We start from the raw sequence: 21914 nt of genomic DNA on the forward strand, positions 1-21914 counted from the left end.
TGGACTTCCGGCCGAGGCTCCGGGACGCTGGGGATCATGAGCACTGCAACGGCGGACATCGAGGCCGCGATCGCGGCCGAGCGGGTCGAACTGGCCGACGTACTGGACGGGTTGAGCGAGGAGCAGTGGGACGCGCCGAGCCTGTGCGACGGGTGGCGGGTCCGGGAGGTCGCGGCGCACATGAGCATGGGGTTCCGGTACTCGTTCGGCAGGACGGCCCTGGAGCTGGTCCGGGCGGGCGGGCGCCTGCACCGGATGACCGACCGTGTCGCGCGCCGGGACGCCGCCGCCCTCTCCCCGCGCGAGATCGCCGCCGCTCTGCGGGACAACGCCGCTCACCCCTGGGGGCCGCCCGTGGGCGGCCGGCCGGCGGCGCTCGGGCACGACGTGGTGCACGGGCTGGACATCACCGTCGCCCTGGGCCTCGGGCGGCAGGTGCCCGAGGAGCGCCTGCGCATCGTGCTGGGCACGGTCGCGCCGCGGACGCTTCGCTTCTTCGGGGCGCGGCTCGACGGTGCCGAGCTGCGGGCCACCGACCTCGACTGGTCCTACGGGGCGGGCCGGCTGGTGGCGCGCCCCGCGCAGGAGCTGTTGTTGCTCGCGTACGGGCGCCGGCTTCCGGGAGCGGACCCGGCGGGGTGACGGCGGCCCGGCCGGGCGTCAGGCGCCGACCGTGTCCGCGGGGTCCTCCGACGGGGCGGCGCCCGGCGGAGCTTCGGTGTCCGCGGGGTCCTCGGGCTCCCAGCGCAGCAGGTCCCCCGGCTGGCATTCGAGCACCTCGCACAGTGCGGCGAGGGTGGTGAAGCGGACCGCCTTGGCGCGTCCGTTCTTGAGCACGGCCAGGTTGGCGGGTGTGATGCCGACGCGTTCCGCGAGTTCGCCCACGGACATCTTGCGCCTGGCGAGCATGACGTCGATGTCGACGGCGATCGGCATCAGATCACCTCGTCCAGTTCGGCCCGCATCTGTGAGGCCTCCACGTCGCGCGCGACGGCCTGGGCGAGCAGCATGCGCAGGACGAGCACGACGAGGGCCACGCCCAGGACCGCCAGGCCGAGGCCTCCGATCAGCAGGACGATGCCGGGCGCGACGGCCTCGCCGGGTGCGAGGACGACCCCGAGCGAGAAGACCAGCAGGGCGGCCGCCACGACCGCGCCGATGACGACGTGCACGTAACGGAAGGCGGCATGCGAGAAGACGGTCCCCCGCCGCACCATCGTCACCAGGCGCCATACGCATCCCAGGACCACCTGGACCGTCACCACGCCCAGGACCAGGATCACGAGGACCGGGGTGCGCAGATGCGCCACCTCCGGGTCGAGCCCGTTCATGTCGATGGCCAGCAGCGGAACCATGACCGTCTGCACGAACACCGAGCCGGCGAGCAGCATCACGAGCACGGCGCGGAGCGCGAGCACCGTCAGCTTTCCCATCACCTCTCCCTTCGATCGAGTAGCAATGGAAATCTATCGAGATTCGATAGATCCAGCAAGCAGCTCGCCCACGAATCCGGCGCCCCCTCCCCCGCCCTCCCCTCTATCTCCAACCCGCGTCGTTCCTAGAATGACGAGATGGAGGACATCGACGCGATCGCCGTGCTGCAGGATCCGGTGCGGCGGCGCTTGTACGAGTACGTCGCGGCGCAGGGGCGTGAGGTCGGGCGCAACGAGGCCGCCGAGGCGGCGGGGGTGGCGCGCACGCTCGCCGCACACCATCTGGACAGGCTGACCGAGGCCGGCCTGCTGGAGAGCGGAAGCCGGCGTCTGACCGGCCGGTCGGGGCCGGGCGCGGGACGGCCGGCGAAGGTCTACACGCGGGCCCGGACCGAGCACTCGGTGTCGCTGCCCGCCCGGGACTACCGCACCGCCGCCGAGCTGCTTGCCGAGGCGGCCGAGGAGGCGGGCATCGACGCCGGGCTCTGCGCGGCGGCGCGGCGCAGGGGCGAGGCCCTGCGCGGTTCGGCCGCTCCCTGCCGCGACCTCGACGAGGCGAGGCGGCTGCTGGCCGCGCGCGGATACGAACCGTATCCCGAGGACCCGGACGGCGAGGCGACCGCCGGGCGGGGCGGAACCGTGGTCCGGATGCGCAACTGCCCCTTCCACGCCGTCGCCGAACGCTTTCCCCCGCTCGTCTGCGGCATGAATCTCGCGCTGTTGGAGGGACTGCTCGGCGCGGGCGGACCCGTGCGGGCGCGCATGGATCCCCGGCCGGGAGAGTGCTGCGTGGTGGTCGAGGATTCTAAAAACAACGAGGATTGACATAGAAAAGCGGGGCGTGCTGGGATGAGGCCATGACCTCGACCCCGCACGCCCACCTCGCCCAGTTGAACGTCGCCACGCTCCGCCATCCGCTCGACGATCCGCGCATCGCGCCGTTCGTCGAGATGCTCGACACCGTCAACGCCGCCGCCGACCGGACGCCCGGCTTCGTGTGGCGGCTCGTGGAGGACGGCGCGGCCGACGCCACCGCCCTGCGCCCGGCCGGTGAGGACGTCATCGTCAACCTGACGGTGTGGGAGTCCCAGGAGGCCCTGTGGGACTTCACGTACCGCAGCGGGCACCTGGAGGTCATGCGGCGGCGGCGCGAGTGGTTCGAGCGGCACGCCGAGGCGCATCTCGTGCTCTGGTGGGTGCCCGCCGGTCACCTGCCGAGCGTGGACGAGGCCCTGGAGCGACTGGCGGAGCTGCGGGCGCACGGGCCGTCCCCGCGCGCCTTCACCTTCACGTCCTCGTACACCGCCGCCGAGGCCGCCCCGCACCTGGGAGGCGTCGCGCCTGCGCGGCGGCCCGGGTAGACCGGCCCGAGAAGGGGGGGGCCGGTCTACCCGGGCCGCCGGGAGCCGGTGCCTCAGCCGCGCGCGTTCCGCGCCTCGTGCGGTCGGCGCGGCGGACGGAGGTCGGCCTTGCCGAAGAGGAGCGCGTAGCCCGGCGGGAGCTGGTCGATGATGCGGTCCACCAGGTCGGAGCCGGCCAGCTGGGAGACGGGGGCGAGGACGGCGCCGACGTTCCAGCGGGTGGTGGCCGGGCTGCCGCCGGTGCGCCGGGCGAGGTCCTTGACGAACTCCCAGCCGGTGAGCGGCGTCGTGGCCGGGATCTGGGCCGTGAGCACCAGGGCCGCTTCGACGGGGAGACGGGCGGCGAGCTCGACCCGCTCGTCACCGACGAGCTGCCGCCCCAGCGCCGCGAGCACCGAGCGGACCGCTTCCTCGGCGCGTTCGCGGGTCGGGTACGCGCCCTCGTAACGGACCCGCTCCAGCAGGGCCGTGTACGACATCGCGGCACGCTCGGAGGCGGGTGCGGCCGCGGGCGCGGGGGCGGAGGTCATGGTCTCGGCCTGGAGTGTCATGGTGGTGTGGACCGCCGTTCTCTTCGGGCCCGGGCCGGACGGACGCCGCCCGGGCGGAGCGAACAGATTTCGACAGGGGTGCCGGTCACCTGGGAGGGTGCGGCCGGCCGAACAGAAGGTCGTAGCCGGGCGGGAGCTGCAGGAGCATCTGGGCCGTGAGCTCCTCGCCGGCGGCATCCGCGACGACGCTGAGGACGGCGCTGACGTCCCACGCCGCGGTCCGCTCCGTGGCGCCTTCGATCCAGGCGGCCGTCGCGCGGACGAAGCGCTCCGGCGAGAGCGGTTCGACGGCCTGGAGCGGATTGAGCAGGATGACGGAGAAGGTCTCCGGAAGGCGGGCGGCGAGCGCGGCCCGGACGTCGCCGACCAGATGGGCGCCGAGCAGCGCCAGCACGGTGCGGGCGGCGCGCTCGGCCTCCTGCGGCGTGTCGTAGGCACCCCGCTCCTGGACGGAGTCGAGGAACGTCTGCCATCGCAGTCTCATCACGGCCCCCTTCGCGAACGGATGCGGGGTGCGGGGAGCGGAGGGCGGAGGAGGAAAGGAGGGGGAGAGGCTTCCGTCCTCCGCTCCCGGTCCGGTGGCGGCTCAGCCGCTGATCTCCTTGCGGTCGTCGCCGCGACCGATGCTGATCTTGCGGGGCTTCGCGCGCTCGGCGATCGGGATGCGGAGCGTGAGGACGCCCGCCACGTAGTCGGCCGTGATCTTCTCGGTGTCGAGCGTGTCGGCCAGCATCAGCTGCCGGGAGAAGACGCCGAGCGGCCGCTCGGACAGCTCCATCTGCACGTCGTCGGCCTTCGTGACGGGACGGCGCTCCGCTTTGACCGTCAGCATGTTCCGCTCGACGTCGATGTCGATCGCGTCCGTCGAGACGCCGGGCAGGTCCATGACGATCACATAGTCGTCGCCTTCGCGGTACGCGTCCATCGGCACCGGGGAGGGGCGGGACCAGGTGCCGGCGGTGCCCAGCATCTGCTGCGTGAGGCGGTCGAGCTCACGGAAGGGGTCGGTGCGCATCAACATCGCGGAACACCTCCAGTGGATCAGGCAATGACTGCCAATGCGCTTCACCTGACTCCGTTGTAACATGTCAACGGATGGACGACAACTCCGTCGTCAACGAATGGACGACAAAGGTGAGGGAGTGACCATGGCAGGACCCGAACATCCCACCGCGGGACATCCCGTCGCCTTCCAGGCGGCCCTCTCGGCCCTCGCCGCGATCGACGAGACGGTCCGCAAGGCCCGCACGGCGCCCCCCGCCTCCTCGCCGGAGACCTCGGAGCGGACCTCGTCGCAAGAGGCGCTCGCCGCTCTCCTGCTCCTGCGTGAGCTGCGCGAGCAGCTCGCCGGCTGGGAGCCGAGCCTCATCGAGGCCGCCCGGGACGCGGGCGCCAGCTGGGCCGACCTCGCCCATCCCCTCGGCGTCACCAGCCGCCAGGCTGCCGAGCGCCGCTATTTGCGGGTACGGCCCGGGCGCCCGGGCAGCACGGCGGAGCAGCGCGTGCAGGCCACGCGCGACCGCCGCGCGGCCGACCGTTCCGTCACCGCCTGGGCCCATGGGAACGCGGCCGACCTCCGCCGGCTCGCCGGGCAGATCACCGCGCTCGACTCCCTCCCCCCGACCCTGCGCCAGGACCTCGACAAGGCCCTCGCGGACAACAACCCGGCCGAGCTCCTCGAACCGCTCTCCCGCACCCACGCCCACCTGGCCTCGCGTCATCCGGACCTGGCCGAGCGCGTGGACACCCTGACCCGGCAGACCACCGATCTGCGCAACGAGAGCGACCAGCGCCGCTCCACCTCCCCCTCGCTCTAGCGTCCGGCGCGCCCGGCCCGTCGCGAGGCCGGCGCTCCAGGGCCTCGCAGCGTGGCAGCCGTCGAGCGCGCGTGTTCCGATGGAATTACAGGGAAACCGGTCCTGTACGCACCCATGTCGACAGCACAGGAGGAGCGATCATGGCGCAGGACAAGTCACTCAAGGCCCGCGACATCATGACGGCGGGCGCGCAGTGCGTCGGTGAGCACGAGTCGCTGCGGGACGCGGCGCGGATGATGCGCGAGATGCACGTGGGCGCGCTGCCCATCTGTGGCGACGACGACAAGCTGAAGGGCATGGTCACCGACCGCGACATCGTCATCGAGTGTGTGGCCGACGGGAAGGACCCGGCTCAGGTCGAGTGCGGTTCCCTCGGCGGCGAACTGCACTGGATCGACGCGGAGGCGTCGGCCACGGACGCCCTGCACGTCATGGAGCAGCACCAGATCAAGCGGCTGCCGGTGATCGACGTGCAGAACGGTCACCGTCTCTGCGGGATGATCTCGGAGGCCAACCTCGCGCAGAACCTCACCGACAAGCAGATCGCGGAGTTCGCGAGCCGCGTCTACGCGGGCACCCACTGAGGCCCGACGGTCCCGGCCCGTCGGCCGGGCACGACCAGGGGCCCGCCCCGAGAGGGGCGGGCCCCTTCGTGTCGGCGCGCGGCGCCTGTTCGGCGCGGGTGGGCACGTGCCGCCAGGGTGAGCCACGGTGGACGAGGGCCGGGCGCGGTGGGTGGGGCCGGGTGATCACTGACCCACGCGGCCGTCGACCCGCTCGCGCAGGAGGTCGGCGTGGCCGCAGTGCCGCGCGTACTCCGTGATCTGCATGACCAGGATGTCCCGGAGCCGTTCGCCTCCACCGGTCCGGGTGCCGAGGTCGGTGAAGCCGGCGATGAACCGGTCGGTCTCCTCCCGTTCGGCCCGCCACCGGCCGAAGGCGTCCGTGACCACCGCCGGGTCGGGGACGGCGCCGTTCCAGTCGCCGTCGCGGTCCTCGGGGGTGCGGTAGATCCGGGGCAGGTCCTCGCCGGCGAGACGGCGGAAGTGCCGTTCGTCCTCGGCCATGTGCCGCACGAGGCCGAGCAGGGACATCGTGGACGGGGGCACGGCGCGCCGGGCCAGCTGCTCGGCGTCCAGGCCGGCGCACTTCATCTCCAGGGTGAGGCGGAAGTGCCGAAGGGCGGCGAGCAGCGCGGTGCGCTCGTCGACGCCCTCGTCGGCGTCCTCGCGCGGGTCGTCGTCCGGGTCGACCCACATGTCGGTGTGGACGGTCGACCGCGTCCACCGGGTCACCGCCGCTGCCTCGCCGGGGTCGTCGACCCGTTCGCCTGATTCCATGCGCGCATCCTCGCGGGCGCAGGGGCCGTGACGCCACCGGATTATGACGGCCCGTCCGCCGACGGGCCGGGCCGGGGAAGGGCCGCCGTGCCGCTCCGGCGTTCCTTACGGGACGACGGGACGAGGGTCCGCGTCGATCAGCCAGGCGAGCATCGCCGGGGTGGCGTCGAAGTGGCCGCCGTGGCCGGCATCGGGCTGCCGGACCAGCGTCGCGGTGGGGATGCGGGCGGCGAGCCACTCCCCGTGCGCGGGAGGGACCAGGGTGTCGAGGCCGCCGTGCCAGAGCCGCACGGGTGCGGTGACGTCGGCCGGGTCGAACCCCCACTCCGTGCCGAACAGGGCCGTCACGTCGTCCACCCAGCCGTCCAGGCCCGGACGGATCGCCTCGTCGAAGGCCGGGCCGATCATGGCGGCGATCTCGGGCCGGGAGAAGACCGCCTGCTCGACGGCCGGCATCGGGGGGAGGTCGGCCGTGTCCACACGCGCCAGGTGTTCCCCGACCGCCGCGCGTCCGGCCAGGGCCGCCGCGGCGCTGCGCCGGTTGCCCTCGTTCATGCCCGCCGTCCAGTCCAGGCCGTCCGCGTCCCGGGGCGCGAGGCTCGCCATCGTGCCGAGCCGGGTCACCCGCTCGGGGAAGCGGGCGGCGAAGGCCAGGGCGTGCGGGCCCCCGCCCGAGACGCCGAACACGGCGAAGCGGTCCAGGCCGAGGGCGTCGGCGATGGCGGCCACGTCGTCCGTGACGTCGACGACCCGGCGCCCCGGCCTCGGGGTGGAGCATCCGAACCCGGGCCGGTCGAAGGTGATCAGCCGGACACCGAGCCGGTGGAACAGGGACTCGTCCGGGTAGCGGGCGAGCCTGCTCATGGGGCTGCCGTGGAGGTAGACGACCGGTGTTCCGGCCGGGTCTCCCCACTCCTCCACCGCCAGCGTCCGACGGTCCTCAGTGATCACTTCGCGCATGACCGTCACGCTAACGCTCCGTGCCGACCGATGGCCAAGGTTTCTTGACATCGGTTCCTCGTCCTTCTCGGCGGGACCGGCGCGCGAGAGGAGTCCGGCGGCGGAGGGGGGAGGCGATGTGATGCATGGATCCGGCCAGGCTGAGGGCGTGGGCTCCGCCACACGCCGTGCACCGGATCAAAAGATCATTCACGGGAAGATCACTTTCTCCGCAAGACTTTCGCCGCCGACGGCTCCCGCATCCCCGGACAACAAGATCAACACCGTTCAACTCTGTACTTTTCACGGCAGGTTGTCCTTATCGCGGCCAACCACCCCATGACGATTTCCGCCCGTTCGATCCCTCGCGGTACGGATGGAAACCGCCGGGGGCATATGACCAATCCCCCGGTCCACAGATCACCAGGGGGTTTTCCATGTCCAGCATCACCCGCCGCAAGGCCCTGGGTGTCGCCGCGGGCGCCGCGGCCGGCGCCGCCGCGGGGCTCGCCCTGGCCGGGCAGGCCACCGCCGCCACGGCGCGTACGGCCGCTCCGGCCGCCGGCCCCGCCGCTCCGGGCTCCTTCGACGAGGTCTACCAGGGCCGCCGCATCAAGGGCGGCCCCGCGCACGGCGGCGGACACCACGGGGGACACCACACCGGCGGCTACTCCGTCACGATCGACGGCGAGGAACTGCATGTGATGCGGAACGCCGACGGCACCTGGATCAGCGTGATCACGCACTACGAACCCGTCGCCACGCCCAGGGCGGCCGCCCGCGCGGCCGTACGGGAACTGCAGGGCGCCCCGCTCGTTCCGCTCACCCTCAGCTGACCCGACCGATCCCGGAGCCGCATCACCATGACCGTACGCAAGAACCAGGCCGCCCTCACCGCCGACGAGAAGCGACGCTTCGTCGACGCCCTCCTCGAGCTGAAGCGCACCGGCCGGTACGACACCTTCGTCACCACCCACAACGCCTTCATCATGGGCGACACCGACACCGGCGACCGGGTCGGCCACCGCTCGCCGTCCTTCCTGCCCTGGCACCGGCGCTTCCTCATAGAGTTCGAGCAGGCCCTGCAGTCCGTCGACCCCGACCGTCACCCTTCCCTACTGGGACTGGACGGCCGACCGCACGGCCCGCTCCTCGCTCTGGGCGCCCGACTTCCTCGGCGGCACCGGCCGGGCCCGCGACGGCCAGGTCACCGACGGACCGTTCGCCCGCGCCGCGGGCCGCTGGACCGTCAACGTGCGCGTCGACGGCCGCGACTACCTCCGCCGCGACCTCGGCGCGGGCGGCCGGCAGCTGCCCACGCGCGCCGAGGTGGACTCCGTCCTCGCCATGGAGACGTACGACACGGCGCCCTGGAACAGCGCGTCGGACGGCTTCCGCAACCATCTCGAAGGCTGGCGCGGGGTCAACCTGCACAACCGCGTCCACGTCTGGGTGGGCGGACAGATGGCCACCGGCGTCTCCCCGAACGACCCCGTCTTCTGGCTGCACCACGCCTTCGTCGACAAGCTGTGGGCCGACTGGCAGGCCCGGCACCCGCGATCGGCGTACCTTCCGGCCGCGGGCACCCCGAACGTCGTGGACCTGAACGACACCATGCGGCCGTGGAACGACGTCACGCCCGCCGACATGCTGGACCACACCCGCCACTACACCTTCGACACGGCCGCCTGAGAGCACGGGCGCCTGAGGCCACGGGCGCCTGAGGTCACGGGCGCCTCAGGTCACGGGCGCGGACCGGGAGCGTGCCCCGGTCCGCGCCCGACCGTCACCGGTGCGTCACGGCCGGGTGTAGCGGCGGATGCGGTAGCGCAGCTCCGTCGTGGAGGACCGCCAGCCGGTGTCCTCGGTGATCCGCCAGGCCGGGTCGAGCGGCGGGGCGAAGGTGTCGCCGGTCACCGGCGCGTCGACCTCCGTCACGGAGAGCGTCGTGGCGTACGGCAGGGCCGCGCGGTAGATCTCGCCGCCGCCGATCACCCAGGCGGAAGGGCGCTCCCGCCCGGACTCGGCGGTCCCGGGCTCGGGCCGGGCCTCGGCCGCGAGCTCCAGCGCCGCGGCGAGCGAGCCGGCGCGCTCCGCGCCTTCGGCGGTCCAGTCCGGGTTGCGTGTGACCACGATGTTGCGCCGCCCGCTCAGCGGACGGAACCGCGCGGGAAGCGAGTCCCACGTCCTGCGCCCCATGATCACGGGGTGGCCGAGGGTCGTCGCCTTGAAGTGCGCCATGTCCTCCGGCAGCCGCCACGGGATCCCGTTGTCGGCGCCGATCACACCGTCCGGGTTCTGCGCCCAGATCAGCCCGACGTTCACACCGCCACCGGGGCCTTGATCGCCGGGTGGTGCTTGTAGTCGACGATCTCCACGTCGGAGTAGGCGTAGTCGAACAGCGAGTCCGCCTTGCGCAGGCGCAGCTCCGGGAAGTCGAAGGGAGTGCGCGAGAGCTGCTCGGTGACCTGCCGGACGTGGTTGTCGTAGATGTGGCAGTCGCCGCCGGTCCAGATGAAGTCGCCCGGCCGCAGTCCGGTCTGCTGCGCGACCATGTGGGTGAGCAGCGCGTAGCTGGCGATGTTGAACGGGACGCCGAGGAACAGGTCGGCGCTGCGCTGGTAGAGCTGGCAGGAGAGCCTGCCGTCGGCGACATGGAACTGGAAGAAGGCGTGGCAGGGGGCCAGGGCCATGCGGTCGAGTTCGGCGACGTTCCACGCGGAGACGATCATCCGGCGGGAGTCGGGGTCACGGCGCAGGGTGTCGAGGACCTGGCTGATCTGGTCGATGTGGCCGCCGTCGGGCGTGGGCCAGGAGCGCCACTGGGCGCCGTAGACCGGGCCGAGGTCGCCGTTCTCGTCGGCCCACTCGTCCCAGATGGTGACGCCGTGCTCGCGCAGCCAGCCGACGTTCGAGTCGCCGCGCAGGAACCACAGCAGCTCGTACACGATGGACTTGAGGTGCACCTTCTTCGTGGTGACCAGCGGGAACCCCTGCGAGAGGTCATAGCGGAGCTGGTGTCCGAAGACACTCCGGGTGCCCGTTCCCGTCCGGTCGGCCTTGGCCGTCCCGGATTCGAGCACCAGCTTCAACAGGTCTTCGTACTGTGTATCCACCACAGGGCCAGAGTCTAGTACCGGCCGGCGGCGCTCCTCCGCGCCGGGTGGCCAGGTCAGCGCACCAGTTCGGCGGCCAGCAGGTCCATGAGCAGGCCGTCGTGCCAGGTGCCGTCGGCGCCGCGCTCGTACTGGCGCATCACGCCCACCGCCCGGAACCCGACCTTCTCGTACGCGCGGATCGCGGCCGCGTTGTCGGCCGCCGGGTCGATGACGAGCCGGTGGTAGCCGTGGTCGTCGACGAGGTGCCGGGCCAGGGTCCGGACGGCGTCGGTGCCCAGGCCGATGCCGTGGACCGAGGGGTCGAGGAAGAGGTCGATGCCGGCGTGCCGGTAGTCGGGTTCCTCCTCGGAGTACCACTGGATCATGCCGACGGTCCGGCCCTGGTGACGGATGGTCAGACAGTGGGTGTCGGGATCCTCCAGGTCGGAGGTGACCTCCGCCGCCATGTCGTCCCCGCCCCGCCACCGCGCCCGCACCTCGGGGGTGGCCCGGACGGCGGCCAGGTCGGGCACGTCCTCGGGGACGGTGGTGCGAAGGACGACAAGGGCTCCGTGCAGCTCGGTCATGCCGGGACTCTACGCAACGAAGGCCGGCGGCCGCCGGAGCCCTAGGCTGGTGCGGGGCGTGCGGAGCGTGCGCGTCGGCGCCGACGGGAACGAGGAGGGCGAGTGGGCGGGTTCGGGCGAGGACCGCGCGGTGAGGAGGTTTCCCGTCCGCCGTCGCACGCGGGGCCGCCCGCCGGTGACGGCCGGCACCACGGCCACGGCCAGGACCACGGCCGCGACGGCCACGACGCCGATCTGCTCGTCATCGGCGGCGGCCCCGCCGGCTGCGCCGCCGCGCGGATGGCCGCCGGTATGGGCATGCGCTCGGTCCTCGTGGAGCCGGACGCCCTGTGCCGCACTCTCTACCGGATCGGCGCCCTGAACAACGTCCTCGGCGGTCACGCCGACGGGCCGCGTCTCGCCGACGCCATCACCGCGGAGCTGGCGGCCACGGACCTGTGCCGCCTGGAACTCGGCCGTCGCGCCGTCGCCCTGCGCGCCGCCGACGACCACGTCGCCGTCACCCTCGACACGGGCGTCCGCCTGACCGCTCCGTACGCCGTCGTCGCCACCGGCGTGGGTCCGCTCCAGCCCGGTGACGTGCCCTGGATCACCGCGCCCGAGGGCCTCGTCCTGCCGCCGCTCTGGCGGGCCGACGCGGAGGACGCCGAAGGCCGTACCCTCCTCGTCCTCGGCGGCGACCGCCCCGTCGGCACCTTCCTGCGCAGCCACCCCTCCACCACCACCCGCCTCCTCGTGGCGTATCCGGAGGCCGACGCGTACAAGACCGAGGAGATCCGCGACGACCCGCGCGTCACGCTGCTGCCCGTGGCGCGGCTGACCCTCCGCCCCGCCCAGGGCGCCGGGGTGACGGCGGAGGCGGTGGGGACGGGCGGCGGCGAGCGGTTCGTCCTCGCGGCGGACGCCGCCTACCTGAGCCTCGGCAGCGCGCCCACCGCCCCGGCCGGGGACCTCGTCCGCGCGGCGGACGGCTACTGCCCGCCGGGCGACCAGCACGCGCGCGTGCTGGTGGCCGGGGACCTGCGCTCCGCCCGCTACCAGCGGATCATGACCGCCATGGGCTCGGGCGGTGAGGCCGCGCTGCACGCGTACTACGCCGCCAGGGAGCGGCCCGCGGCAGGCTGAGGCCGGGCCGCGGCACCGGCCCGCGGGGAGGCTCCGGCCTCGCCCGGGGGCGGCGGGGCCGGCGGGGCGGCGGGGGCGACACCGCCGCCCCGCGAGCACCTCCGTGCCGGCGGCCCCGCAGGAAGGCCGTCCCGGCCCGCGCTCCGGGTCTTCCGCCGCCACAAACGCATGTGCGAGCAAGATCCGGTCCGTGCCAGGATGGCGCCGGAAAGCGAGGTCTCGTGGACGAGTTGACGCGGTTCCGCCAGGCGGTGGTCACCTGGGCGGCCGGCGGCGCCGGGGCGGCCGAAGCGGCCGCGCGGGCGCGGGAAGAGGCCGGCGGCGTGCGGACGATCGTGCTCGTCGAGGGAAGCAGCGATCAGGTCGCGCTCGACGTGCTGGCCACGCGCCACGGCCGTGACCTCGCCGCGGAGGGCGTCGCGGTCGTCCCGCTCGGGGGCGCGACGAACATCGGGCACTTCCTCGACGTGTGCGGTCCCCCGGGACTCGGCCTGCCGCTGGCGGGACTCTGCGACATCGGCGAGGAGCGGCACTTCCGGCGCCATCTGGAACGGGTCGGACTCGCCTCCGGGCTCACGCCCGCCGGTCTGGAGGCGCTCGGCTTCCACATCTGCGTCGCCGACCTGGAGGACGAACTGATCCGCGCGCTCGGGTCCGACGGCGTGCGGCAGGTGATCGACGCCCAGGGCGAGACGCGCCCCTTCCGGACCTTCCGGAGTCAGCCGGCCCAGCGGGAACGGCCCGTGGAACACCAGCTACGGCGGTTCATGGGCACCCACAGCGGCCGCAAGGCGCTCTACGCGCGGGCGCTGGTCGAGCACCTGGACCTCGCGCGCGTGCCGGCGCCGCTGGAACGCCTCCTCACCCACGTCTGAGAACCGGCGCGCCGTGCCGCCGGGGCAGCGGGACCGCCCCGCTCGCCCGGGCGATCAGCTCAGCGAGGCGACGACCTCGCGCACCTGCGTGGCGACCGACTCGGGCAGTGGCGCGTAGTGGAGGGCGTGGAGCTCCTCCTGGCCCTGCCGGCTGGCCGTGTAGCCGAGGAAGGACTTGAGCGCGGGCAGGCTCTCCGGGTCGTTGCCGGTGTCGCACACGATCTCGTACGTCACGAGGACGATGGGGTACGCGCCCTCGGCGGAGGTCTTGTGGTCGAACCTCAGCCGCAGGTCCCTGCCCTCGCCCACGATCTTCGCGGCGGCGATGCCGGCCGAGGCGCTCTGGGTGCTCGGGGCGACCGGTTCGGCGGCGCCGGTCGCGATGCGCACCGTCTCGATCCTCCGCTTCTCGGCGAAGGACAGCTCGAAGTAGCCGATGGCGCCTTCGGTCTGCGTGACGGCGGTCGCCACCGCGTCCGATCCGTTGGCCGAATGCCCGCCCTGCGCCTGCCACTTCTTGCCCGCCGGGTACGGCCAGTGGTCTCCGGCCGCGCCCTTGAGGTAGGCGTTGAGGTTCTGGGTCGTGCCGGAGTCGTCGGCGCGGTGGACGGGGACGATGGCCAGGTCCGGGAGGTGGGCGTCCGGGTTGAGTTCCCGGATCGCGGGGTCGTTCCACTTCGTGATCCGCGTGTCGAAGACGCGGGCGAGGGTGGGGGCGTCGAGGACCAGGTCGGTCACGCCGGGGATGTTGTAGCCGAGGGCGATGGCGCCGCCGACCATGGGCAGGTCGATGGCCCTGCCGCCGGGGCAGACGTCCTGCGGGACGGTTCTCTCCTTCTCCGTCAGCGCCTGGTCCGTCCCGCCGAAGGTGGTGGCGCCGCGGTGGAACTGGGCGACGCCGGCGCCCGAGCCCAGCGGGTCGTACACGAGCTGGACGCCCTGGCAGGCCCGCTGGTACTGCTGCATCCACCGCTTCATCGCGATCTGCTGGGCGGAGGATCCCGATCCGCGCACCTTGCCCTCGGCGGGGCAGTCGATGACGGGCACCGGGCCGGCGGCGAGGGGCTTCGCGCCGCCCTCGGCGTCACCGTCCCCGCCGCCGCACGCGGCCAGCGTCAGCACGCCCGCTGTCACGGCGGCCGCTGCGCTCCACCGCCTGTTTCGAGCCGAACGTCGAAGCTGCACCTTGATCTCCCTCGGACACGTGCGAACGCCCCGGCCCGGCCTGTGCCGCCGGCCGGCCCACCGATGATCACCCGCATCCGGGAGAGGAGAGTGGATCACAGACGAACGACAGCCGTCACCGAGGTGACATCGCGGTGACGGTGCCGGCGGGCCGCCGCCCGGGTGAGACGCAGTGGCAAGAAGCTCGGGACGGAGCGCCAACACGGCCGGGCCGTGCTTCGGCATTCTTCACAGGTACGGGGGACGGCGACCGGGGAGAGAGGACCGACCCATGAGCCTGGCCGGACTGGGACTGAGCGGCGACCAGGAGCGGCTCTACCGCTACCTGCTGCGCAGGCCCCATGCCGACCCGACCAGGATCCGCATCGAACTCGCGATGCCGGATCTGCCGCGGGTGATCGGTGAGCTCCGGGCCCGCGGGCTGGTGGACCACGCGTCCGCCCCGGTCGCCGCACCCGTCACCGTGGACCGGCCGGGACGGGGCCGGGACGGGGACGCCCGGCCCGGGGCCCGCCGCGCGCCCCGTCGGTCGAGGATGGCCGCGCTGCTCGCCAGGGTGGCGGCGGCGCGACCGCGCGGCGCCCTCCTCCGTACGTTCCGATCCCCGGTGGCGGACGTCGAGAGGCACTGAGCGGGCGGGCGCGCCGGTACGGGGCGGGACCGGCGGTCAGGGTCCGTCGAAGGGCCAGGACGCGAGGTCGCGGTAGTGGATCGGTCCGGGTCCCCGGCCGATGTTGCTGCCGACCAGGTGCAGCCGCTCGCTGTGCCAGGGGCGGCCGGTGAAGTCCGCGAGCCCGGCGGCGGCCGTCAGCACCGAGGACCGGTCACCGCGCCGGGCGCGGGCCAGCGTCAGATGCGGGCGCAGGGGCCGGTCCTCGAAGGGGATGGCGCATCTCCTGACCAGGGCGCGGACGTCGGCGGCGAGGAGCCGCAGCCCGTCGACGTCCCCGCCGATCCCGCTCCACAGCACCCGCTCGTCGAAGTGGCCGCTGCCCTGGAGGGCCAGCTCGACGGGCCGGCGGGTGGCCGCGAGCTCGGCGAGCGGTGCCCGCAGCGGCGGGACGGACGCGGCGGGGATCTCGCCGAGGAAGGCGAGGGTGATGTGCCAGTCCTCGATGCGGTTCCATCGCATGCGCGGGTACGCGTCGTAGGCGGGGCGCAGCGCCCGCTCCAGCTCCTCCTTCGCGTCGTCGGGCGGGGCGAGGGCGATGAACACGCGGATGGTCGTGGCTGAGGACTGTTCGTTCACGCGGGTCTTCGTACCGCGTCCGGGTCCGTTCCGTCATGCCGGGGTGGTGAGCCGACGGTGGTGGCCGGGGTGATGGAGCCGGCGCCCGGGCCGGGCGGAAGGCCGGGACGGCCGGGGCCTACGGGGCGGCCGGGGCGGTCAGGTCCTGCAGAGCGGTCGGGGCGGTCGGGGCGGTCGGGTGGTCCAGGGCGGACGCCGGGGGCCTGCCTATGATCACGGGGACGCGGACGACGACGGAGGCTCGACGACCATGACGGACCAGCGTGTGTACCTCGTGACCGGCGGCGGGACGGGCATCGGCGCCGCGACCGCCCGGCTGCTCGGCGCCGAGGGGCATCGCGTGGCGGTCTCCGGGCGCCGTCCCGAGCCGCTGCGGCTGGTCGCGGAGGAGACCGGCGCGCTGGCCGTGCCCTCGGACATCGGCGAGCCCGACGAGGTGCGCGAACTCGTCGACACGGTGCTCCGCGTGTACGGCCGGCTCGACGGCCTCGTCCTCAACGCCGGGATCGGGCGGGGCGGCGGGGTGGGCGAGGTGACCCTGGAGGACTGGGAGGCGGTCATGCGGACGAACCTCACCGGACCGTTCCACCTGCTGCGCGCCGCGCTGCCGCATCTCCTCGACGCCCGCGGGGCCGTGGTCGCGGTCGCCTCGGTGTCCGCCCTCCGCAACGGCGTCGGCAACGCCGCCTACGCCACCTCCAAGGCGGCGCTGCTCCAGCTGTGCCGCTCGCTCGCGGTGGACTACGGCGGTGCCGGGCTGCGCGCCAACACGGTGTGTCCGAGCTGGGTGCGCACCGACATGGCGGACCGCCGGATGAACCGGTTCGCCGAGGAGGCGGGCCTGGAGGACGGCGGTGAGGACGGCGGTGTCGAGGCGGCGTACGCGGAGGTGACCCGGGTCCTTCCGGCCGGGCGCCCCGGCGAGCCCCGCGAGGTCGCCGAGGCGATCGCGTGGCTGCTCTCGCCCGCCGCCTCCTTCGTCAACGGGGCGGTGCTGACCGTCGACGGCGGCGCGACCGCGCTGGACCCGGGCACCCTGGGCTTCGAGTTCCGCATGGAGCCCCGCACGGCCGGCGCCCCGGGCACGCCGGGCGCGTAGGGCACGGCGGGAGGGCCGGGGGCCGGGGCGCCGGGAGCCGGGGCGCCCGGGGCCCGGGCGCCGGGAGGGCAGGAAGGGCCGGAAGGGCGGGAAGTGCCGGGCGCATAGGACGCGTAGGAAGCGCCGGGCGCGTAGGCACGCCGGGCGTGCCGGCGCGTAGCGCACGCCGAGGCCTCGGGGCGCCTAGCCCGCCTGAGGAGCGAGGACGCGGACCGTCAGGGCGCCGCTCGCCGGGTGGGCGACCGGCGGTCGGCGCCGGCGCGCTGGTGGCGCAGGCACGAGACGACGACCACCAGGGGCCACGCGGACTGGACGCAGGTCACCAGGCGTTCGGCGACGCCTGCCGCACCCTGGCGGTTGGCCTCGACCAGGAACCAGAGCGCGCCGAGCCCCATCAGGAGCGTGGCCGCGTAGGCGGGTGCGCGCCGCAGCGCCCACGGGGCCGGCCGGTCGCCGCCTCGGGCGGCGAGGACCGGCCACAGGGCGAGCAGGGTGAAACCGACGGCGGCGACGGACCCGTGCCGCAGCGCCCCTCCGCTGCTCGGCGTCGGGACCATCGCCACGGCCAGGGCCGCCACTCCCCCGGCGGCCAGCGCCGCGCGCCCGGCGGGGGCGGCCGCCCGCAGCCCCCAGGCGGTCGCGAGGTGGCACACGCCCAGGGCGAGCAGTGCGCCGGTCATCACCCAGAACCCCGCGGCGCCGTACGCCGCGAGGACGCTGATCGTCTGCCGGACGGCGTCGTAGGACGGTCCTTCCAGCGCGCCCGCGGTCGTCCAGCCGGCGACCAGCACCACGGGGGCGCAGCCCGACGGCACGAGGGTCCACTTCGGTACGGCTCGCATCGGATCACCGTAGGCGGGACGGCTGCGCCCGGCGGTGGAGCACGCCGGGCGTGCGCTCACCGCGCGCCGAAGACCTGGGTCCAGTAGGGGCCGCCGGCGGTGTGGATGCCGATGCCGATCTCACGGAAGTCGCAGTTGAGGATGTTGGCCCGGTGGCCGGGGCTGTTCATCCAGGAGTCCATCACCTGCGCCGGGGTGCGCTGGCCCTTCGCGATGTTCTCGCCGTACGTGGACCAGCGGTATCCGGTGGCGGTGACGCGCTCGTCCGGGCCGTCGCCGTCGGGGTCGGTGTGGTCGAAGAAGTTCCGCGCGGCCATGTCGTCGGAGTGGCCCTGGGCGGCCTGGGTGAGGAGGCCGTTCTCCGTCAGCGGCCCGCAGCCCGCCCGTGCCCGCTCGGTGTTGACCAGGTCGATCACCTGGCGGGAGTCCGAGGTGTCGCCGGAGCCGCCGCCGGCGGCGGTGGCGCCGCTCGGCCGGGGACGGTGCACGAGCGCCGTGGGACGGGGCGCGGGGGGCGTGGTGGTCGCCTCGGCGGACGGCGAGGGCGTGGCCGTACGGCTCGGCTGGGCGGTGCGGCTCGGGCGGGGGCTGGTCGAGGAGGACGGCGAGGCCGTGCCGGTGCCCGTTCCCGGCGTCGTGGACGACGGCGAGGTGAGGTCGGAGGCGGCGTCGGGGGCGGAGGCCTGCGTCACGTCGGTGGCGTCCGGGTCGCCGCCCTCGGGGCCGGTGAGGAGGACGAAGGTCCCGCCGGTGACGGCCACCACCGCGAGGCCCGCGGCGGCGACGGCCCGGCGGCGGCCGCGCCGGCGCTGCTGCTCCTTGCGGCGGGCGCCGCGCGGCCCGGGGGCGGCGGCGTGCCGGGCACGGTCCGCACCGGGACGGGTGCCGTCGGCGGCGTGGGACAGGGCGTCCACACCGCCCGCCATGCCGTCCGCGGCGGTAGTCAGGCCGTCCGCGCCGCGGGCCGGGGCGCCCGCGGCGGGTACGGGCGTGGACGCCGAGGGTACGGGCGTGGCCGCGGCGGCGAGGCCGAAGCCGGCGCTGTCGCGGACGTGCGTGAGGAGCAGGGCCGCCGGGGGCACGAGCAGCAGCCCGGCGAGCAGGCCCTCGGCGGGCACGAGGCCGTTCCACAGGCCGGCGCAGTGGGGGCAGGTGCGGGCGTGGCGGGCTATTCGCTTGCGCCACAGGGGCGAGGGCCGGCCGTCCCAGCCGTCGAGTCCGGTGCGCAGGGTGGGGCACAGCGGCCGGGCCGAGAGGGCCCGTACGACGACCCGGGCGGTCTCCAGCCGCTCCTTCATCCGCTGGACGCGGACGGCGGTGTGTTCGGTCGACAGCCGGAGGGCGGCGGCGACCTCGGGCCGGGTGAGCTCTCCGGCGCATTCGAGCCACCACAGGGACAGCAGGGCGCTGTCCTCGGGTTCCAGCCAGCGGGTGGCCTCGGCGGTCTCGCGCCGCTGTCCCGACAGCTGAAGCCGGGCGACGGTCAGGTCCACGAAGTCGGCGCCGGGCTCCGCGAGGTCCCGCGCGTCGTCGAGGGCGCCGGTGGTGTCGCCGGTCTGCCGGCGGTGCCAGTGGGCGCGGATGGCGTTCATGGCGATGGCGACGAGCCAGGAGCGGAAGCTGTCCGGGGACCGCAGGCCGCCGAGCCCGTCGAGCGCCCGCAGCATCGTCTCCTGCACGACGTCGTCCACCTCGTGGTGGCCGTTCATCGCCCGGCCCACGATGTTGTAGACGAGCGGAAGGTACGCGGCGACGAGCCGGTCCCGCGCCCACGGGTCGCCGCCCTGCGCGGCCCTGACCAGCTCCGTGCCGTTCGGTGCTTCCATGCCCTGCTTCATCCTGATCGTCCTGCCTGTTGCCGGTGCCCAACACCTGGGAGATCGCGCGACGCCCGCCGGATAACGAAAACCGCCGAAGAGATTTTCGACGACCGGCGTACGGGGCCGGGGACCGGGCCCGCCAAGTGACCGGCTCCGGTCGGGGCCCCTCCGACAGCCGGCGGGCACGGCGGGGCCCGGCCGGTCCTCGGGGTGAGGTTCGCGGGGAAGCTTGCAAGCGAAGGCAGAGTCGAGTCACAGCTTCACGCGCTTGCACTTATAGCGCGTGTGCAAGTATTGTCGAAGCACGTAAGGCTTCCCCGCAATCATTTTGGAAGGTGCTCCGCCATGCCTCTCGCGCTCCTGGCCCTGGCCATCGGGGCCTTCGGGATCGGGACCACCGAGTTCGTGATCATGGGCGTGCTGCCCCAGGTCGCCGGCGACTTCGGTGTCTCCATCCCCACCGCCGGCTGGCTGGTGACCGGCTACGCCCTGGGCGTCGTCCTCGGCGCCCCGCTGCTGACGGTGCTGGGCACCAAGGTCTCCCGCAAGAAGATGCTCATGTTCCTCATGGGCCTGTTCATCGCCGGCAACGCGCTCTCCGCGCTGGCGCCCACCTTCGGGCTCATGCTCGCCGGCCGGGTCGTCGCCTCGCTCGCCCACGGCGCCTTCTTCGGCATCGGCTCGGTCGTCGCCGCCGACCTGGTGGCCCCGCAGAAGAGGGCCTCGGCGATCTCGCTGATGTTCATGGGCCTGACCGTCGCCAACATCGTCGGCGTCCCGGGCGGCACCTCCATCGGCCAGGCCCTCGGCTGGCGCGTCACCTTCGTCATCGTCGCCGCGCTCGGCGTCCTCGGCCTCCTCGGCGTGGCCCGGCTGGTGCCCGAGACCGGACGGCCGGAGGCCGCGAACGTCCGCACCGAGTTCGCCGCCTTCAAGAACGTCCAGGTGTGGCTCGCCATGGCGATGACCGTCCTCGGCTTCGGTGGCGTCTTCGCCGCCATCACCTACATCACCCCGATGATGACCGAGGTCACCGGCTACGCCGAGTCCTCCGTCACCTGGCTCCTCGTCCTCATCGGCATCGGCATGTTCCTCGGCAACCTCGTCGGCGGACGCTTCGCCGACCGCAAGCTGATGCCCATGCTCTTCGCGACCCTGGGCGCGCTCTCCCTGACCCTGCTCGCCTTCACCTTCACCGCGCACGACAAGGTCCTCGCCGCGATCACCCTCACCCTGATCGGCGCCCTCGGCTTCGCGACCGTGCCGCCGCTGCAGAAGTGGGTCCTCGACCAGGCCGCCGCCGCGCCCACCCTGGCCTCCGCCGCCAACATCGGCGCCTTCAACCTCGGCAACGCGCTCGCCGCCTGGCTCGGCGGCACGGTGATCGCCTCGGGGCTCGGCTACACCGCCCCGAACTGGGTCGGCGCCCTCCTCGCCGGTACGGCCCTGCTGCTCGCCGTCCTCGCCGCCGCCCTGGACCGGCGCACCCGGGCCGCGCGGGCCTCCTCCGGGAACCACGGCACCACGGCCGCCGACGGCACGGTCGCCGACACGGCCGCGGCCACCGGCGCCCCGACCGGTCCCGCCCGGGTGCCGGCCGGCCACCACTGAGCCGCCGGTGCCCGGGGGCCGGCCGGCCACCACTGACCCGCCGCTCCCCCACGTACCCCTCCCGCCCCACCCTCTCCCACCCCCGAGGAACGTCATGACCTCCCGCCCCACCGTCCCCACGATCACGCTCAACAACGGCGTCGAGATCCCCCAGCTCGGCTTCGGCGTCTTCCAGGTCCCCGACGAGGAGACCACCGCGGCCGTCACCCACGCCCTGGAGGCCGGCTACCGCTCCGTCGACACCGCCGCGATCTACGGCAACGAGGCCGGTGTCGGGAAGGCGCTCGCCGCCTCCGGCCTCGCCCGTGAGGAACTGTTCGTCACCACCAAGCTGTGGAACGCCGACCAGGGCTACGACAGCACGCTGAGGGCCTTCGACCGGAGCCTCGCCGCGCTCGGTCTGGACCACGTGGACCTGTACCTCATCCACTGGCCGGCCCCCGCCCGGGACCTCTACCTCGACAGCTGGCGGGCCATCGAGACGCTCGTGGCCGACGGCCGCGTCCGCGCCGCCGGCGTGTCCAACTTCCAGCCGGCGCACCTGACGCGCCTGCTCGACCACAGCGATCTCGTCCCGGCCGTCAACCAGATCGAACTGCACCCGGGCCTGCAGCAGCGCACCCTGCGCGAGCTGCACGCCGCCCACGGCATCGCCACCGAGGCCTGGAGCCCGCTCGCCCAGGGCGCCGTCCTCGCCGACCCCCTGCTCCGTGAACTCGCCGACCGCCACGACAGGTCGCCGGCCCAGGTCGTGCTGCGCTGGCACCTCCAGCTCGGGAACGTCGTCATCCCGAAGTCGGTCACCCCGGCCCGTATCAGGGAGAACCTCGACGTCTTCGGCTTCTCCCTGACCGAGGAGGAGATGGCCGCGGTCTCCGGCCTCGACGCCGACCTGCGCACCGGTCCGCACCCCGACACCCTCGACTAGTTCCAGAACCCCCATCATTCATCTGTAGATCATCGCGACCACCCAGGAGTCACC

At 73.8% G+C, this 21914-nt stretch carries 26 protein-coding genes and 1 pseudogene; 13 read left to right on the forward strand and 14 right to left on the reverse strand.

Translation table 11 applies throughout. From position 1 onward, the window contains the following. The first annotated feature begins 36 nt into the window (after positions 1 to 36). Entirely contained in the window at positions 37 to 642 is a 606-nt protein-coding gene (locus ABTZ91_RS18230; protein ID WP_352078180.1) for a maleylpyruvate isomerase family mycothiol-dependent enzyme, read from the forward strand. 18 nt (positions 643 to 660) lie between these two features. On the opposite strand, the gene ABTZ91_RS18235 is transcribed toward ABTZ91_RS18230, so the two are convergent. Together ABTZ91_RS18235 and ABTZ91_RS18240 are read right to left on the reverse strand one after the other, a co-directional pair. Continuing rightward, complete coding sequence (locus ABTZ91_RS18235) at positions 661 to 936, reverse strand: helix-turn-helix transcriptional regulator (protein ID WP_352078181.1); 276 nt, start codon at positions 934 to 936, stop codon at positions 661 to 663. Then, positions 936 to 1433 carry a DUF2975 domain-containing protein gene (locus ABTZ91_RS18240; protein WP_352078182.1) on the reverse strand — a complete coding sequence of 166 codons (498 nt, stop codon included), beginning with the start codon at positions 1431 to 1433 and terminating at the stop codon, positions 936 to 938. The genes ABTZ91_RS18235 and ABTZ91_RS18240 overlap by 1 nt, the downstream gene beginning before the upstream one ends. Positions 1434 to 1571: 138 nt before the next feature. Between ABTZ91_RS18240 and ABTZ91_RS18245 the strand changes: the two genes are divergently transcribed. Then, positions 1572 to 2258 (forward strand): helix-turn-helix domain-containing protein, encoded by a 687-nt coding sequence (locus ABTZ91_RS18245; protein ID WP_352078183.1) that lies wholly within the window; start codon positions 1572 to 1574, stop codon positions 2256 to 2258. Between the two features lie 32 nt (positions 2259 to 2290). Beyond that, complete coding sequence (locus ABTZ91_RS18250; protein WP_352078184.1) at positions 2291 to 2794, forward strand: DUF3291 domain-containing protein; 504 nt, start codon at positions 2291 to 2293, stop codon at positions 2792 to 2794. Between the two features lie 53 nt (positions 2795 to 2847). Here the strand turns inward: ABTZ91_RS18250 and ABTZ91_RS18255 are convergent, their stop codons facing one another. From ABTZ91_RS18255 to ABTZ91_RS18265, 3 genes are all read right to left on the reverse strand, one after another. After that, complete coding sequence (locus ABTZ91_RS18255; RefSeq protein ID WP_352078352.1) at positions 2848 to 3273, reverse strand: DUF2267 domain-containing protein; 426 nt, start codon at positions 3271 to 3273, stop codon at positions 2848 to 2850. Positions 3274 to 3430: 157 nt separating this feature from the next. Beyond that, positions 3431 to 3829, reverse strand: a complete 399-nt coding sequence (locus ABTZ91_RS18260) for a DUF2267 domain-containing protein (protein ID WP_352078185.1) — start codon at positions 3827 to 3829, stop codon at positions 3431 to 3433. 102 nt (positions 3830 to 3931) lie between these two features. Further along, positions 3932 to 4366, reverse strand: a complete 435-nt coding sequence (locus ABTZ91_RS18265) for an Hsp20/alpha crystallin family protein (RefSeq protein WP_352078186.1) — start codon at positions 4364 to 4366, stop codon at positions 3932 to 3934. Between the two features lie 127 nt (positions 4367 to 4493). On the opposite strand from ABTZ91_RS18265, the gene ABTZ91_RS18270 reads away from it, so the two are divergent. Further along, positions 4494 to 5162 (forward strand): type III effector protein, encoded by a 669-nt coding sequence (locus tag ABTZ91_RS18270; RefSeq protein ID WP_352078187.1) that lies wholly within the window; start codon positions 4494 to 4496, stop codon positions 5160 to 5162. 140 nt (positions 5163 to 5302) lie between these two features. Then, positions 5303 to 5746 carry a CBS domain-containing protein gene (locus tag ABTZ91_RS18275; RefSeq protein WP_352078188.1) on the forward strand — a complete coding sequence of 148 codons (444 nt, stop codon included), beginning with the start codon at positions 5303 to 5305 and terminating at the stop codon, positions 5744 to 5746. Positions 5747 to 5911: 165 nt separating this feature from the next. Here ABTZ91_RS18275 and ABTZ91_RS18280 read toward each other — a convergent pair whose 3' ends face one another. Next, positions 5912 to 6502 (reverse strand): DinB family protein, encoded by a 591-nt coding sequence (locus tag ABTZ91_RS18280; RefSeq protein WP_352078189.1) that lies wholly within the window; start codon positions 6500 to 6502, stop codon positions 5912 to 5914. 105 nt (positions 6503 to 6607) lie between these two features. Then, complete coding sequence (locus ABTZ91_RS18285; protein WP_352078190.1) at positions 6608 to 7462, reverse strand: alpha/beta hydrolase; 855 nt, start codon at positions 7460 to 7462, stop codon at positions 6608 to 6610. Positions 7463 to 7878: 416 nt separating this feature from the next. Between ABTZ91_RS18285 and ABTZ91_RS18290 the strand changes: the two genes are divergently transcribed. Both ABTZ91_RS18290 and ABTZ91_RS18295 read left to right on the forward strand, forming a co-directional pair. Further along, the gene (locus ABTZ91_RS18290) at positions 7879 to 8277 is read left to right on the forward strand and encodes an apotyrosinase chaperone MelC1 (RefSeq protein ID WP_352078191.1); all 399 of its coding nucleotides are present in this window, start codon (positions 7879 to 7881) and stop codon (positions 8275 to 8277) included. A 27-nt stretch (positions 8278 to 8304) separates the two neighbouring features. Next, positions 8305 to 9133 (forward strand): annotated as a pseudogene (locus ABTZ91_RS18295) (tyrosinase family protein). Between the two features lie 105 nt (positions 9134 to 9238). Here the strand turns inward: ABTZ91_RS18295 and ABTZ91_RS18300 are convergent. The 3 genes from ABTZ91_RS18300 to ABTZ91_RS18310 are packed head-to-tail and all read right to left on the reverse strand — an operon-like array spanning position 9239 to position 11126. Further along, positions 9239 to 9766 carry a dihydrofolate reductase gene (locus ABTZ91_RS18300; RefSeq protein ID WP_352078192.1) on the reverse strand — a complete coding sequence of 176 codons (528 nt, stop codon included), beginning with the start codon at positions 9764 to 9766 and terminating at the stop codon, positions 9239 to 9241. Further along, a complete protein-coding gene (locus ABTZ91_RS18305; RefSeq protein ID WP_352078193.1) occupies positions 9763 to 10560 on the reverse strand; it encodes a thymidylate synthase in 798 nt (265 codons plus the stop codon). Before ABTZ91_RS18305 ends, ABTZ91_RS18300 begins: the two co-directional genes overlap by 4 nt. A gap of 53 nt (positions 10561 to 10613) precedes the next feature. Next, entirely contained in the window at positions 10614 to 11126 is a 513-nt protein-coding gene (locus ABTZ91_RS18310; protein ID WP_352078194.1) for a GNAT family protein, read from the reverse strand. Between the two features lie 234 nt (positions 11127 to 11360). Here ABTZ91_RS18310 and ABTZ91_RS18315 point away from each other — a divergent pair, with 234 nt between their 5' ends. After that, positions 11361 to 12251 (forward strand): FAD-dependent oxidoreductase, encoded by an 891-nt coding sequence (locus ABTZ91_RS18315; RefSeq protein ID WP_352078353.1) that lies wholly within the window; start codon positions 11361 to 11363, stop codon positions 12249 to 12251. 221 nt (positions 12252 to 12472) lie between these two features. After that, positions 12473 to 13126, forward strand: a complete 654-nt coding sequence (locus tag ABTZ91_RS18320; protein ID WP_352078195.1) for a TOPRIM nucleotidyl transferase/hydrolase domain-containing protein — start codon at positions 12473 to 12475, stop codon at positions 13124 to 13126. 54 nt (positions 13127 to 13180) lie between these two features. On the opposite strand, the gene pstS is transcribed toward ABTZ91_RS18320, so the two are convergent. Next, positions 13181 to 14260, reverse strand: a complete 1080-nt coding sequence (gene pstS / locus ABTZ91_RS18325; protein WP_352078196.1) for a phosphate ABC transporter substrate-binding protein PstS — start codon at positions 14258 to 14260, stop codon at positions 13181 to 13183. Between the two features lie 322 nt (positions 14261 to 14582). Between pstS and ABTZ91_RS18330 the strand changes: the two genes are divergently transcribed. Beyond that, positions 14583 to 14942, forward strand: coding sequence for a hypothetical protein (locus tag ABTZ91_RS18330; RefSeq protein ID WP_352078197.1), 360 nt, complete (start codon positions 14583 to 14585; stop codon positions 14940 to 14942). A gap of 36 nt (positions 14943 to 14978) precedes the next feature. Here ABTZ91_RS18330 and thpR read toward each other — a convergent pair whose 3' ends face one another. Beyond that, positions 14979 to 15560, reverse strand: coding sequence for an RNA 2',3'-cyclic phosphodiesterase (thpR, locus tag ABTZ91_RS18335; protein WP_352078198.1), 582 nt, complete (start codon positions 15558 to 15560; stop codon positions 14979 to 14981). A 250-nt stretch (positions 15561 to 15810) separates the two neighbouring features. On the opposite strand from thpR, the gene ABTZ91_RS18340 reads away from it, so the two are divergent. Further along, complete coding sequence (locus ABTZ91_RS18340; protein ID WP_352078199.1) at positions 15811 to 16659, forward strand: SDR family oxidoreductase; 849 nt, start codon at positions 15811 to 15813, stop codon at positions 16657 to 16659. Between the two features lie 215 nt (positions 16660 to 16874). On the opposite strand, the gene ABTZ91_RS18345 is transcribed toward ABTZ91_RS18340, so the two are convergent. Together ABTZ91_RS18345 and ABTZ91_RS18350 are read right to left on the reverse strand one after the other, a co-directional pair. Then, positions 16875 to 17501 carry a DUF998 domain-containing protein gene (locus ABTZ91_RS18345; RefSeq protein WP_352078200.1) on the reverse strand — a complete coding sequence of 209 codons (627 nt, stop codon included), beginning with the start codon at positions 17499 to 17501 and terminating at the stop codon, positions 16875 to 16877. Between the two features lie 56 nt (positions 17502 to 17557). Then, positions 17558 to 19327, reverse strand: coding sequence for a sigma-70 family RNA polymerase sigma factor (locus ABTZ91_RS18350; RefSeq protein WP_352078201.1), 1770 nt, complete (start codon positions 19325 to 19327; stop codon positions 17558 to 17560). A gap of 339 nt (positions 19328 to 19666) precedes the next feature. Between ABTZ91_RS18350 and ABTZ91_RS18355 the strand changes: the two genes are divergently transcribed. Together ABTZ91_RS18355 and ABTZ91_RS18360 are read left to right on the forward strand one after the other, a co-directional pair. Further along, entirely contained in the window at positions 19667 to 20932 is a 1266-nt protein-coding gene (locus tag ABTZ91_RS18355; RefSeq protein ID WP_352078202.1) for an MFS transporter, read from the forward strand. A 94-nt stretch (positions 20933 to 21026) separates the two neighbouring features. Next, on the forward strand, positions 21027 to 21860 hold the full coding sequence (locus tag ABTZ91_RS18360) for an aldo/keto reductase (RefSeq protein ID WP_352078203.1): 834 nt from the start codon (positions 21027 to 21029) through the stop codon (positions 21858 to 21860). The last annotated feature ends 54 nt before the right edge of the window (positions 21861 to 21914 follow it).

Origin of the sequence: Streptomyces sp. NPDC126499, assembly GCF_040302485.1 — a bacterium.
GTDB lineage: Bacteria > Actinomycetota > Actinomycetes > Streptomycetales > Streptomycetaceae > Streptomyces.